Below are 12,721 nucleotides of genomic sequence, written 5' to 3' on the forward strand. Positions count from 1 at the left end.
CCGGTGACCACGGAATAGCTCTCGATGATGATGTCGTCGGCGACCGTGAGCCGGTCGATGTCGAACTGGAAGTACAGCTGCCCCAGAGCCTGCCGCTCCAGATAGAACGCCCGGATCTCTTCCCGCGAAGCCGGCGGCATCAGCAGTTCGATGTGCTTCGGGTTGCCGGTCTTCGCGATACGGGCATCGACGTAGTCGATCATCGCGGTGCGGTTGATGAGCATTTCGGTCTCCTGTGTCGGGAGTGTCTCCACCGTCCGGTCAGCGGGCGAGCGTGCGGGTCGCGGCGACGACGCCGCCGTCGACGGTCAGATCGGTACCGGTGATGAAGGTCGCCTCCGGCCCCAGCAGGAAAGCCGTGGCGCCGGCGATGTCGCCGGGGGTGCCGAGCCGCTTGGTCCCGGACATGTCGATCAGCTGGCGTATGAACTCGCCTCCCGGACCGGCGAGTTCGGCCTGACCCATGGCCGTGGAGATGACGCCGGGGCTGATGCTGTTGACGCGCGCGCCGCGCTGCCCCCACGCGGTACTGGCCGCCATGACCCGCAGCTGGTTGGCTCGCTTGGAGATGCCGTACGCCATGCGTCCGTCGGTGACGATGTCCGGGGCGAGGAAGGGCAGTTGGAGCAGTTCTCCGGTGGGCGTGGTGGCCAGTGCGCGCTCCTGCTCCGGGGTGAGGGGGTCGGCCATGTGGCCGGCCATGCTGGCGATGACGACGCATGCGCCGCCGGGCGCGATCACGGGAGCGAACGCGTCGAGCACGAGCGCGACGCCGAGCAGGTCGACGGCGAGGATCGCCTCGACGGAAGCCTGGACCGGTGACAGGCCGGCCGTGTGCACGACCTGGGTGACCTCTCCCAATTCGCCTGCTGTGCTCGCCAGTTCGCGTACCGAGACGGCCGAGGTCACGTCCACGGCGTGCGTCACGACCGTCAGGCCTTCACCCGTCAGTACCGTCTCGGCGCGCTTGAGGGTCCGTTCGCCGATGTCGGCGAGCAGGACGATCCGACCCTGGCCCAGCCGGCGGGCCACCGCCTCGCCCATGCCGCCGGCCCCGATGACGACCAGCACGTTTCCGTCCACGGCACTCACCCGATCTCTAATTCGAGACTTTTCGTCTCGCTGAATACTCACCATACGCCGGCCGCTACTCTCGTCAACATGTCCGACACTCGACGGGGCCGCACCCGCAGCGAAGCGGTACGCCGGGCCATCCTCGAAGCGACCCGCAACGAGCTCGCGGCCAACGGTTACGACAAGTTGTCGATCGACCGGATCGCGGCCGCCGCCGGCGCAGGCAAGCAGACCGTCTACCGCTGGTACCCGTCCAAGAGCGCCCTGGTCGCGGAGTGCATTCTCGACGGCTACGGTTTGCCCGCCATCACCCCCGTCCCGAACACCGGGGCCGTTCGACGCGATCTGCGTGACTGGCTGGGGGCCTTCGCCGACCACCTCGCCGAGCCTCAGAGCGCGGCGCTGATCCGGGCGTCCACGGCCGCTGCCGCCGAGAGCGACGACGTGGCCCTCAGGTTCTACGATCACGTCACCGCCGCATCCGAGGACGCCCTCACCGCACGTCTGCGGGACGCCGTGCCGGCGGCACGACCGGCGTCCGCCACCGCTGCCGCCGAGGCCCTCGTCGGAGCGATGCTCTACCGCCTTCTCGTACGGCAGCCCGCCACCCCGGAGTTCCTCGACAGCCTCGTCGACACCGTCCTGAGCGGGATTCAGGGCACGGTCGGCATGGAATCGGCGGGCACTCGGGCCCCTTCGTCTCACTCCTGAGTGGTGAAGGCGCTGGTCGAACAGTTCACCACCACGGAGATGGACTCCCGGCCTGGTGATTCGAGGCCGGGAGCTGCTCCGGCATTTTCAGGGTGCCGACCGTAGCCGTCAGGCACCGAGCGCGCGGAAGAAGGCGCGGACGTCGGTGACGAACGCCTCCGGCTGTTCGAGTGCGAGGAAGTTGCCGCCCTGCTCCAGCTCGCTCCAGCGGGTGACGTTGTGGTCCCGCTCGGCGAAGCGGCGGATGGCGATGTCGGTGTGCAAGGCGACGGCCACGCCGGTGGGGACGGTGCCGCGCGGCTTCGGGGCCCAGGCGCCGGCGTCGTGGCCAGACTCGTAGTAGAGGTTCGCCGAGGAGCCGGCCGTGCCGCTGAACCAGTAGACGCTGATGTTGGTGAGCAGACGGTCGCGGCCCACGGCGTCCTCCGGGAGCTCGGCGGCGGGGTCGGTCCACTCCTTGAACTTCTCGGCGATCCAGGCGAGTTGGCCGGCCGGCGAGTCGTGCAGGCCGAAGGCGAGGGTCTGCGGGCGGGTGGACTGGATGGCGTTGAAACCCATCTTGTCCTGCTGGAAGTTCTCCAGCCGGGCCAGCCGCTCCGTCTCGGGCCCGCTCAGTCCGTCGAGTTCGGCGGGATCTCCGGAGGGGAAGGTGACCAGGCCGTTGACGTGGATGCCGACGATCCGCTCGGGTGCCTGACGCCCCATCTCGGCGGCGATCCAGGCGCCGCCGCCCGTGCCGTGAACGCCGTAGCTGTCGTAGCCGAGGCGGCCCATCAGCTCGACGAACGCGCCTGCGATGCGGCCGGTGTTCCAGCCGGCCTCGCCGAGCGGACCGGAGAAGCCGGTGCCGGGCGTGGAGGTCACGATGACGTGGAAGTCCTGCGTCAGCGGGCGGATGACCTCGACGAACTCCACGAACGAGCTGGGCCAGTCGTGCACCAGGAGGAGCGGGAGGGCCGCCGCGTTCTGCGAACGGGCGTGCAGGAAGTGGATGTTCTGGCCGTCTATCTCGGTGGTGAACTGGGGGAACTCATTGAGTTCCGCCTCCGCCTTGCGCCAGTCGAAACCGTCGGCCCAGTACGCGGCCAGGGTCTTGAGGTAGTCGGTGGGCACACCCCGGCTCCAGCCGGTACCGGGGATCTCGCTGCCCCAGCGGGTACGCGCCAACCGGTCGCGCAGGTCGTCGAGTTCGGCCTGCCCGACGGCGATGCGGAAGGGGTGGATCCGGGCGTCGGTGGTGCTGCTGCTGGTCTCCATGGGTAAGACAGTATTCTCGATATAGGCACGTTACGTTCCTAATGAGACCTCAGGCTGGACTTCATGCTGGATACCTCCGCACGTTTGCTGCGTCTGCTCTCCCTGTTGCAGACCCGGCGGGACTGGCCCGGATCCGAACTGGCCGAGCGCCTGGGAGTCAGCGGCCGTACCGTCCGCAACGACATCGACCGACTGCGCGAACTCGGCTACCCCGTGGACGCCACTCGCGGAGCCACCGGCGGCTATCGGCTGGGCGCCGGCGCGGCGATGCCCCCGCTGCTGCTCGACGACGAGGAGGCCGTCGCGGTGACGATCGCGCTGCGCACCGCGACGCAGGGCGCCGTTCCCGGCACCGAGGAGACCTCGCTGCGGGCGCTGGCGAAGCTGGAGCAGGTGCTGCCCTCGCGGCTGCGCCGCCGGGTGCGGACGCTCCAGGCGTACACCGTGGCCGTGCCGGCCGACCGTCCGGCGCCGACCGTCTCCGCGGACGTACTGACCGCCGTCGTCTCTGCCTGTCGCGACCAGGAACGGCTGCGCTTCGACTACCTCGACCACGCCGGATCACCTACCCGCCGTGTGGTGGAGCCGTATCGGGCGGTGAACTGGGGACGGCGCTGGTACCTGGTGGCGTGGGACGTCGAGCGCGAGGACTGGCGGACCTTCAGGATCGACCGGATCCAGCCCCGCACCCCGACCGGACCCCGCTTCACCCCGCGCGAACCGCCCGGCGGCGACATCACGGCGTACGTATCCCAACGGGTGTCCAGTGCGGCCTGGCGCTACCACGCGCGGGTAACCGTGCACGCCCCGGCGGCGGCGGTGATCGAGCAGATCAACCCCGCGGTCGGCACCGTCGAAGCGCTCGACGCCGACAACTGCGTCCTGATCACCGGTGCGGACACAGTGCAGACCCTCGCCGTGTACCTGGGCATGCTCGACGCCGACTTCACCGTCACCGAGCCCGTGGAACTGGTCGCCCACCTCCGTCGACTCACCGACCGCTACGCCCGCTCCACGCCGCCTGCCCGCTCGGATCGGGAGCAGTCGATCAGTTGAGCGATCAGTGGCGTTCCCGAACTCGTATGATCGCGCGGTGAAGGTCTGGACGGAGTCCCCTGCCAAGAGCGACATCGAAGCGGTCGTCCGCGGCTACTTCAACCTGCTCCGGGCCGGGCGGATCCCTGAGGCCGAGCAGTTCAACTGGGGCTACACGGACAGCAGTCTCGGCGTCGAGATCAGCTACCGCGGTCACATAATCGAGGTGTCCTTGGGCTTCCGGGTCAGGCCCACCGACGCCGGCTGGGTCCTCACGGGACCGGCCACGTACTGGTAGGACGCGCGAAAGAGCAGGTGATTCTGTGCCCTCGCGGGTAACCCTCGTCGGTGCCGGGCGCATGGGGACACCGCTGTGCGGGCGCCTCGTTTCGGCGGGCCACACGGTGACCGTTTCCGATCTGCGCCCCGAACGGGAAGAAGCCGTACGCCTGTTGGGCGCGGGCTGGGCGCCGTCCGTCACGACGGCCGCGGCCGGGGCGGACGTATTGATCACCGTGGTCCCTGGCCCCGATGAGGCCGCGGCAGCGCTTCCGGATGCCGTGTTCGCCGCCCTGGCCCCTGGGGCGGTGTGGGTCGACATGACGAGCAACTCCCCCGCGGCTGCAAGGGTGCTGCGGGAGCGAGCCGGTGCTCATGGCGTCGATGTCCTCGAAGCGCCCATCGGCGGCGGGCCGGACGACGCCGAACACGGGCGTCTGCGGCTGTTCGTGGGCGGTTCCGCTGAAGTCCTCGACCGGTGCAGGCCCTTGCTGGAGGCCGTGACGACGGCGGACCGGATCCGTCACATGGGCGGCCCGGGAACCGGCTACACGACGAAACTCCTCATCAACCTCCTCTGGTTCGGACAGGCCGCGGCGACCGCCGAGGCCCTTCTGCTCGGACGCCGGGCAGGCATCGACCTCACCGTCCTGCGGGACACGCTGGCCGGCAGCGCGGCGGGGAGCGACTTCATCCGCCGGGACCTGCCTGCCCTGTTCGCCGGGGACTACCTTCCCTCGTACGGACTTGACCGCATCCACGACCAGCTCAAAGCCATCACCGGTGAGGCCCAGGACCTCGGCACCCCGCACGAGTTGGCCGACACGGTATTGCGGATCCACCGGCTGGCCCTGGAGCGGTTCGGGCCCGTGGACGGCGAGCTCCTCGCCGTAGCCCTCCTGGAAGAGATCGCCGGTACTCTCCTGCGCCCCTGACCGGCGTCATCCAAGTAGCGCCCGGACTACTCCCGAGACCAGCTTGACGTATGCCGATATGGGAATATGATCGCTGCCATGGCACGAGCAGCGACGACGTCGGACGTCTTCAACGCTATCGCCGAGCCGCAGCGCCGGGACATCCTGGCGCTGCTGCGGCGGGGTGAGCGGCCGGTGACCGACCTGGCCCGGGAGCTGGGGATGACCCAGCCGGGGGCGTCCAAGCACCTGCGGGTCCTCCGGGAGGTGGGGCTGGTGCAGGTCCGCGGGGCCGGCAAGCAGCGCCTCTACGGCCTGGACGCCCGCGGGCTGCGGCCTGTCCACGAGTGGGTCGGCGGATTCGAGCGGTTCTGGAACGAGAGTTTCGATCGGCTGGACACCTACGTGCAGGACCTCAAGCAGACACGGCAGGAGGAATGACCGATGACAGGGGCAGCAGGGCAGGGAATGAGACCGGAGCCGGTGGCGGCCGGCCGGGAGATCGTGATCTCCCGGGTCATCGACGCTCCGCGGGAGTTGGTGTTCGAGGCGTTCACCGAGGTCCGGCACCTGTCGCGATGGTGGGGTCCGGAGGGGTTCGCCACCACCACGCGGTCCTTCGAGTTCCGCGCCGGCGGGGTGTGGGACTTCGTGATGCACGGCCCGGACGGGACCGACTACCAGGAGTGGATCTCCTGGACCGAGATCGCCCCGCCGGAGCGGATCGCGCTGCTGCACGGTGAGTCCCGTGACGACCCGAACGCCTTCGAGTCGGTGCTGACCTTCGCGCCCGACGGCACGGCGACCCGGATCGTGATGCGCACGGTGTTCCCCACCAAGGAACTGCGCGACCAAGCCGTCGAGAAGTACCACGCGATCGAGGGCGGACGGCAGACCCTGAACAACCTGGCGGCCTACGTCGCCGACCTCACGAAGAAGGGGGCGGAGAGCTGATGGCCGGCAAGGTGTTCTTCAGCGTGTCGATGTCGCTGGACGGCTTCATCGCGCCCGAGCCCGTCCCGGTGGAGGACGAACTCTTCGCGCCTGGCAGACAGGACGACCCGGACGTTCGGCGCTGGATGGCGCAGTGGGCGGAGTTGCAGCAGTGGGTGTTCCCGCTGCGGTTCTTCCGGGAGAACCTGAAGCTGGGCGAGGGCGGCGAGGAGGGCCTCGACAACGACGTGGCGCGGGAGACGTTCGAACGCACCGGCGCGAGCGTCATGGGCAGGCGCATGTTCGACCTCGGCGAGCGGTCGTGGCCCGAGGATGCGCCCTTCCACACCCCGGTCTTCGTCGTGACGCACACCAAGCGCGACCCGTGGGAGCGGCCCGGCAACACCACGTTCCACTTCGTCGACGACGGCATCGAGCACGCCCTCGACCAGGCCCGTGCGGCCGCCGGGGAGCGGGACGTGCGCATCGCCGGCGGCGGCGCGACGATCCTGGAGTACGTGAACGCCGGCCTGGTCGACGAGTTCTCCATCGCGCTGTCACCGGTGCTTTTCGGCGCCGGCACCCGCCTGTTCGACGGCGTGGACGCGTCCAGGGTCGCGCTGGAGCCGATCCGTTCGCGGCCGTCGGCGCGGGTGACGCACCTGACCTACGCCGTGCACTCACGGTAGCCGCGCCACCACTTCACCCGGGCACGGCCGACAGCACCGCCCTCGCGCGCCGCACCGGCGGGCGGCCACACTGGACCTATGGAATACGTCGGCCGGGTGCCCGCTCCGCCGCTGGATCGGTACATCGACGACATCTACTGCCTGACCGGGGTGCCGCACCACCGGCTGATGAACGTCCCACCGATGCCGTCCGCGCACTTGTTCCTGCACCTGGACGGGCCCGTCCGCCTGTGGGACTCCGACTGCTCGACGCCGCCGGCCGTGTTCACGGACGGGTGGTTCATGGGCGTATGGACCAGGCGCTTCGTCTTCGAATACCCCGCGCATGTGCGGCTCGTGGGGGTGCACTTCAAACCCTGGGGCATGTCGCCGTTCGTCGACATGCCGGTGGCGGAGCTGCGTAACCGGTGGGCGCCGGTCGACGCCGTCTGGCAGCGCTCGGTGGACCGGATGCGGAACCGGGTCGGCGATGTCACGTCGGCCGACGAGATGTTGCGGGTGCTGGAGGAGGAGCTGCGGTCGCGCCTCGCCGATGCCCCGGCGCGCGGTCTCGACCTGGTCCAGCACACCGGCGGGCGGCTGGAGATCTCGCACGGCGCGATCCCCGTCGGCGTGCTGGCCGAGGCCGCCGGGGTGAGCGGCAATCACCTGGCCAACCTGTTCAAGGCTCATGTCGGTGTCACCCCGAAGCGGGTGGCGCGGATCTATCGCTTTGCGCGGCTGATCCTGTCCGTGGACGCCCCGGGGCCGGTCGACTGGGCCGAACTCGCCCAATCGGCGGGCTACTTCGACCACGCCCACTTCAGCAGGGAGTTCAAGGACTTCACCGGCCACACGCCCACGGAGTACCTGGCTCTGCGCCGTCGATTCCCCCTCGACGGGGGAGGTCCGCACGAGATGGGACCGATGCCCGCCGATTGATTTCTTACATGCCCGGATCCGCTCGGCGCGCGAGCATGGCGGCGAACCCGCAAAGAGACATCAAAGAGCCGAGGAGGACCCATGGGCACGGTGATCATGCAGAGCGTGGTGTCGGTGGACGGTTTCATCGCCGACGACAAGGGCGAAGTCGGGTCCCTTCACGAGTGGTACTTCAGCGGGGACGTCCCGATCGTCGTGGGCGCGGACGAGCAGTACGACCATTCCGGATCCGGCGGCGGCATCAAGGTCTCGCGTGCGTCTGCGGACTATGTGCGGTCGGTGTGGGAGTCGATCGGCACGATCGTGATGGGCCGCCACCTCTTCGACCAGGTGAACGGCTGGGAGGGCAGGCCACCCTCGGGCGATCACGTGGTCGTGGTGTCCCACCGCCCCAAGCCCGAGGGCTGGCACCCCGAGGCCTCGTACCACTTCATCGACGGCGTGAGGGCCGCGATCGACAAGGCCCAGGAACTCGCCGGGGACCGAATCGTCGCCGTGAACGCCGGTGATGCGGGTGCCCAGATCCTCGCGGCCGGTCTCGTGGACGAGGTGGCGATGGACGTGGTCCCGGTGGTGTTCGGGTCGGGCATCCGCTTCTTCGGCGGCATCGACGGGCAGCATCTGCTGGAGGATCCGCACGTGGTCATCCAGGGCGAAAGGGTGCTGCATCTAAGGTTCAAGGTGCGCCGCTAGAGATCTTCAGCGGTTGGGGATACGGCGGCCGCTTCGGGGTGTTCCGTGCCGTCCACGGCGGCCGGTTCGTGATCCGAGGGGACGGCTTCGTCGCCGTAGCGGCGCAGCAGCCACAGACCGTAGGCGGCGTTGAAGACGAACACGCTCACCTGCCACCAGTCCGGTGCGGAGCCCGGAGAGCGGACCTGGAAGAAGTCGTCGAGTCCGTGCACGAAGACCATCGGCCAGACCGAACCGATCGCGTGGCGCAGACCGGCGCACGCGAAACCGAAGAGGCCGGCGGACAGCATCTGCCACAGGGTGTCCCCCAACGAGGCGCCGAAGAACAGGTAGTTCTGAACGTGCCCGACGCCGAAGAGGACGGCGACGCCGACGGCCGCGCGCATGGGTCCGAGCGGGGTGAGGGTCTGCTGGACGAGACCACGGCTGTAGGTCTCCTCGTTGATGCCCACCCACAGGAGCGAGATCAGCGAGCTGACGAGTACGGTCGCGCCGCCGTCGACGCCGACGACGGCGTAGGAGCAGGCGATCAACAACATCGGCGTGGCCAGCCACCAGCGGCGCGCGCGGCCGAGTGCGGCCACGGCGGAGACACGTAGCCAGCCCCATCGCCACAGGACGAACAACACCCCTGCGGCACATACCGCGTTGACCACGGTGGCACCGAGAGCCGGGAACCACGAGGGAGCCATCGGGGGCAGCAGCACCTTGGCGAACAGCAGCAGCACGGCGTGCCACGCGAGGGTCAACTCCCCTGCGCCCCAAAGGGGATGACGGATGATGTGGCGCTTCCACCGTGTCATCACGGGGCGAGTTTGACCTGTTCCCTGGCCCGAAGTCCAGGGACCGCGGCCGGGGTCGTCCCATGGGTGGGTCAGCAGTCCCGGGCGAGCCAGACCGGGGCGCTGCTGCCGCGGGGAAGCAGGACGTCGCGGAAGCGACCGGGGGTCCTGGACAGGATCACCTGGTCGGTGACGCCCTGGTAGTGGCCGCAGGGAGTGTCGGCGGTGAAGGTGTCGGGGTCGAGGTAGGCGTGCGGGGAACCGGGGTTCGGGTCGAGGGCTGTCCGGTGGGCGTGGGTGCGGTCGAAGAGGCCGAGGCTGAGGATCCAGGTGGCGACCCGGGTGAGGTTGAGGGTGACGCGGTAGCTGCCGCCCTCGGTGGCGCGGCGCATGAGGGCGGCGAGTGCGCCGGTGGTGGCCAGCCAGGAGAGCACGTAGTCGTTGACCACGTTGATGTACGGGAGGGCCGGCTCGCTGGTCGGCCGGGCGGCGACGCCGTCCTCGCCCTCCATCAGCATGATGCCGGTGAGCGCTCCGGCGGTCTGGTCGAAGCCGACGCGGTGGGCCCACGGACCGGTCTCGCCGGCGAGCGTGATGCTGACGTGGATGATCCCGGGGCGCACGGCCGCGGCCTCCTCGGCGCTCAGGCCGATCTTCGCCAGGTAGCCGGGGCGGCGGTTGGCGTAGAAGAGGTCGGCGTCGCGCAACAGGCCGTGGATCTTCGTGTGGCCGTCGGCGCTGTAGGGGTCGAGTGTGGTGGAGCGGACGCCGACGTTGGCGGTGTTGTACGTGGAGTCGTGCTCCAGTTCGTCGGGGCGCCAGATGTTCAGCACGTCGGCGCCGTGCTGGGCCAGGTCCCGGCCGATGCCGGCGCCGGCGATGACATGGCCCATGCCCAGGGCGCGGACTCCGGACAGCGGCTGGTCGACGGCGGCGGGTAGGGGTTCGGGCCGGCTGTCGCCGATCTTCTCGATCCTGATGAGGGGCTCGCGGGCGATGTACTCGTATGCCGGGTGTCGCAGGAACTCCTCCGTGGTGCGCAACATGGGCATGACCACGCCTGCTTCATCGCCGGCCTGCTCCAGCTCGGCGGCGTCCCACTGGGCGATGGCGTCCGCGACAGCCTGTTCCTCGGGCCAGGTGCGGAGCAGCTTGTAGACGGCGTTCCTGATCTTCGGGTAGGGGTTGAGCGGCATGACCCAGCGGCCGTCGCGCGTCCGGTAGAAGCCAAAGCTGAGAGGGCTGGCCGGATCCGCGGAGTTGCCGCCCGGATAGCCGTTCAGCAGCTCCCACTTCTTGTCGTAGAAGGGGCAGAGCCGGTGCGGGGCCTTGCGCAGGTCCATCGTGATGTCCTGGCCCTCGCCACCGCGCTGCCGCCAGAGCGCGGCCAGGGCGACGGACTTGGCGGTCAGACCGAGCCCGGCGACGGCGCCCAGCCGCATCACGCTCGGCACGATCGGGTCGCTGCCGATGAACGTGACCCTTCCGCCGCTGTCCTCGGGACGCAGACCGGCCGGGACGAGGACCTCCCGCAGGGCCCGGTGGATGTCGAAGCCTGCGTCACTGGTCAGCGGATGGGCGATGGCCTCGTGGATGCGGGCGGTGATTTCGGCGGCGGTCATGGTTGCGGCGACCTCTGCTTCGCGGTGGGAGTGACGGCGTTACGGCTCTGTGGCAGGCGCTACGGCTCTGTGGCACGCATTCCCAAATGCTGACGAATCTATCGTTATGAATGCGTTCGGCGTGAGTCGGCACAACCTCTCGCCGGTTCGGCAGTCCTACTTCCCGGGGTGCAGATGACGACAGGACACCAGGTCGCCTTCTTCCTGAGGGAGTTGGAGACGGGCGACACATGCCGGAAGGCGGCAGCGGCGAAGGGGCTCGGCAAACTCGGCGGCGCCGAGCACGCCGCGGTGCTCGTACGAGCGGCTGCCGACTCCGCCCCGGAGGTCCGCGCGGGCGCGGCGGTGGGCCTCGGCAGGCTGGGGGTCCCCGAGGCCGGGGCGGAGGTCCTGCCCGCGCTGATGGGCGACGAGGATCCGTGGGTGCGCAGGAAGGCCTCGCTCGCGTCGATCTGGCTCGAACTGTGCGGCTCCGGAGTCGTGGAGGCCTATGGGCGGTTGCTCAGCGATCCTGACCATCACTTGCGCATCAACGCCTTGGAGGCGCTCTACGAGCTGGACGTGCCTGGTGATGTTCCCGCGCTTGTCAGGCTGTTGGGGGATCCGGATCATCGCATTTGGGGGCGGGCGCGGGCCATGGTCTGGGGTTTCATGGAGGACCCGGACGTCGAGGCGGAGTTGATCCGTGCGGCCCAGTGGGGCGAGGACGCCGTCCGTGCGTGCACCCTGTGGATGTTGCCGGACCAGGCCGCCGAGCGGCTGCTGCCGAGCCTGCTGAGAGATCTGACCGCCGACCCGTCTGCCGAGGTGCGCCGCGCCGTGGCCTTCCGGCTAGTGGACGTGAACAGACCCGAGGCGCAGGATGCGGTGTTCGCGCTTCTGGAGGCGCAGCGGGACCCTGAGATGGCGTCACAACTACTGTTTCGGCTTGGGAAATCGCGCGGCGAGCGACTGCCGAATCCGGCCTCACGCTGGCTGCGTGACGAGCGGGCCGGTTCGGCAGCCGCCGCTGCCCTGGGGTACGTCGGCGGCAAAGTCGCCACAAGGCTCCTGCGGACTCGCCTCACCGACCCGACAACGGCCCCCCGCGCACTCGCGGCAGCGGCCACGACATACGGGGAGATGGGGAGATGGGACGCCGTGTGGCTGCTGCTCCCCCTGTTGGCCCATGCCGCACCCGGGGTGTCCGACGGTGCTTTGCGTGGCCTCGACGCCCTGGCGAGCACCGGGTTCCGGCCATGGGAACGCGCCGCGGTCGCCCGGGCGGTGATGGCCCGTCTCGATGTCAACCCCGTCCTGGTCGGCGTGGCGGCAAGGGTCCTCGAAGGCATGCGGGAAACCCTGCCAGGCATGCGGGAGCTTGTGGACCGTACCCCCTCTCCCCTTGTCCGCGAAGCCGCACTGTCGCTCCTCGACCCGCACAACGCGACGGACGCCGACACCCCGCACGATCTGCCGCTCTTCGTGCGGCACTTGGACGACACAGACCGGTGGGTAAGCCGAACCGCCGCAAAGGGGCTCGCTCACTGGGTGGAGGAGACGGGCACCCTCCCACCGGACGAGGAGAGGGTGCGTGACCGGCTCACCGCCCTGGCCTCGGACGACGCGGATCCCGTCCGCGAGGCGGCGACCGAGGCACTTCGAGTTCTGGACGACCACCAGAACAGCTGACGGAACAGGGGCGCCGGCGGCGGCAGCCGTCGCACCTCCAGCCACATTCCGCCTCACACACGGCCGTTGGGTACCGAACGACCCGCGCCCACCTAACTCCTAATTTAGGAATTAATATTGACGCGCGTCGGCGACCGCTG

Annotated in this window: 15 protein-coding genes; 10 read left to right on the plus strand and 5 right to left on the minus strand. The window is 69.4% G+C overall.

The window, feature by feature from the left end:
• Both ACWDR3_RS28450 and ACWDR3_RS28455 read right to left on the minus strand, forming a co-directional pair.
• The coding region (locus tag ACWDR3_RS28450) for a hypothetical protein (protein WP_450355418.1) at nucleotides 1-224 on the minus strand (224 nt) is incomplete at its 3' end.
• A gap of 37 nt (nucleotides 225-261) precedes the next feature.
• On the minus strand, nucleotides 262-1,083 hold the full coding sequence (locus ACWDR3_RS28455; RefSeq protein ID WP_450355419.1) for an SDR family oxidoreductase: 822 nt from the start codon (nucleotides 1,081-1,083) through the stop codon (nucleotides 262-264).
• Nucleotides 1,084-1,161: 78 nt separating this feature from the next.
• Here ACWDR3_RS28455 and ACWDR3_RS28460 point away from each other — a divergent pair, with 78 nt between their 5' ends.
• The gene (locus ACWDR3_RS28460; protein ID WP_450355420.1) at nucleotides 1,162-1,785 is read left to right on the plus strand and encodes a TetR/AcrR family transcriptional regulator; all 624 of its coding nucleotides are present in this window, start codon (nucleotides 1,162-1,164) and stop codon (nucleotides 1,783-1,785) included.
• Between the two features lie 108 nt (nucleotides 1,786-1,893).
• Here the strand turns inward: ACWDR3_RS28460 and ACWDR3_RS28465 are convergent, their stop codons facing one another.
• Nucleotides 1,894-3,042, minus strand: coding sequence for an epoxide hydrolase family protein (locus tag ACWDR3_RS28465; RefSeq protein ID WP_450355421.1), 1,149 nt, complete (start codon nucleotides 3,040-3,042; stop codon nucleotides 1,894-1,896).
• 63 nt (nucleotides 3,043-3,105) lie between these two features.
• Between ACWDR3_RS28465 and ACWDR3_RS28470 the strand changes: the two genes are divergently transcribed.
• The 8 genes from ACWDR3_RS28470 to ACWDR3_RS28505 all read left to right on the plus strand — a co-directional run bounded on the left by ACWDR3_RS28470 (nucleotide 3,106) and on the right by ACWDR3_RS28505 (nucleotide 8,506).
• Nucleotides 3,106-4,098: a helix-turn-helix transcriptional regulator gene (locus ACWDR3_RS28470; protein ID WP_450355422.1), complete on the plus strand. Its 993-nt coding sequence runs from the start codon at nucleotides 3,106-3,108 to the stop codon at nucleotides 4,096-4,098.
• A gap of 37 nt (nucleotides 4,099-4,135) precedes the next feature.
• On the plus strand, nucleotides 4,136-4,375 hold the full coding sequence (locus tag ACWDR3_RS28475; RefSeq protein WP_450355423.1) for a hypothetical protein: 240 nt from the start codon (nucleotides 4,136-4,138) through the stop codon (nucleotides 4,373-4,375).
• A gap of 25 nt (nucleotides 4,376-4,400) precedes the next feature.
• Complete coding sequence (locus ACWDR3_RS28480; protein ID WP_450355424.1) at nucleotides 4,401-5,291, plus strand: NAD(P)-dependent oxidoreductase; 891 nt, start codon at nucleotides 4,401-4,403, stop codon at nucleotides 5,289-5,291.
• A gap of 78 nt (nucleotides 5,292-5,369) precedes the next feature.
• Nucleotides 5,370-5,711: an ArsR/SmtB family transcription factor gene (locus ACWDR3_RS28485; protein ID WP_450355425.1), complete on the plus strand. Its 342-nt coding sequence runs from the start codon at nucleotides 5,370-5,372 to the stop codon at nucleotides 5,709-5,711.
• 27 nt (nucleotides 5,712-5,738) lie between these two features.
• Nucleotides 5,739-6,224, plus strand: a complete 486-nt coding sequence (locus tag ACWDR3_RS28490; protein WP_450355426.1) for an SRPBCC family protein — start codon at nucleotides 5,739-5,741, stop codon at nucleotides 6,222-6,224.
• Complete coding sequence (locus ACWDR3_RS28495; protein ID WP_450355427.1) at nucleotides 6,224-6,892, plus strand: dihydrofolate reductase family protein; 669 nt, start codon at nucleotides 6,224-6,226, stop codon at nucleotides 6,890-6,892. Before ACWDR3_RS28490 ends, ACWDR3_RS28495 begins: the two co-directional genes overlap by 1 nt.
• A gap of 78 nt (nucleotides 6,893-6,970) precedes the next feature.
• Nucleotides 6,971-7,813 (plus strand): helix-turn-helix domain-containing protein, encoded by an 843-nt coding sequence (locus ACWDR3_RS28500; protein ID WP_450355428.1) that lies wholly within the window; start codon nucleotides 6,971-6,973, stop codon nucleotides 7,811-7,813.
• 81 nt (nucleotides 7,814-7,894) lie between these two features.
• Nucleotides 7,895-8,506 (plus strand): dihydrofolate reductase family protein, encoded by a 612-nt coding sequence (locus tag ACWDR3_RS28505; RefSeq protein WP_450355429.1) that lies wholly within the window; start codon nucleotides 7,895-7,897, stop codon nucleotides 8,504-8,506.
• Here the strand turns inward: ACWDR3_RS28505 and ACWDR3_RS28510 are convergent.
• Both ACWDR3_RS28510 and ACWDR3_RS28515 read right to left on the minus strand, forming a co-directional pair.
• Entirely contained in the window at nucleotides 8,503-9,309 is an 807-nt protein-coding gene (locus ACWDR3_RS28510) for a CPBP family intramembrane glutamic endopeptidase (protein ID WP_450355430.1), read from the minus strand. The genes ACWDR3_RS28505 and ACWDR3_RS28510 overlap by 4 nt on opposite strands.
• Nucleotides 9,310-9,380: 71 nt before the next feature.
• The gene (locus ACWDR3_RS28515) at nucleotides 9,381-10,910 is read right to left on the minus strand and encodes a CoA transferase (RefSeq protein ID WP_450355431.1); all 1,530 of its coding nucleotides are present in this window, start codon (nucleotides 10,908-10,910) and stop codon (nucleotides 9,381-9,383) included.
• Nucleotides 10,911-11,084: 174 nt separating this feature from the next.
• On the opposite strand from ACWDR3_RS28515, the gene ACWDR3_RS28520 reads away from it, so the two are divergent.
• Nucleotides 11,085-12,581 (plus strand): HEAT repeat domain-containing protein, encoded by a 1,497-nt coding sequence (locus ACWDR3_RS28520; RefSeq protein ID WP_450355432.1) that lies wholly within the window; start codon nucleotides 11,085-11,087, stop codon nucleotides 12,579-12,581.
• The last annotated feature ends 140 nt before the right edge of the window (nucleotides 12,582-12,721 follow it).

The sequence above is a fragment of the Streptomyces sp. NPDC001002 genome (assembly GCF_053599215.1).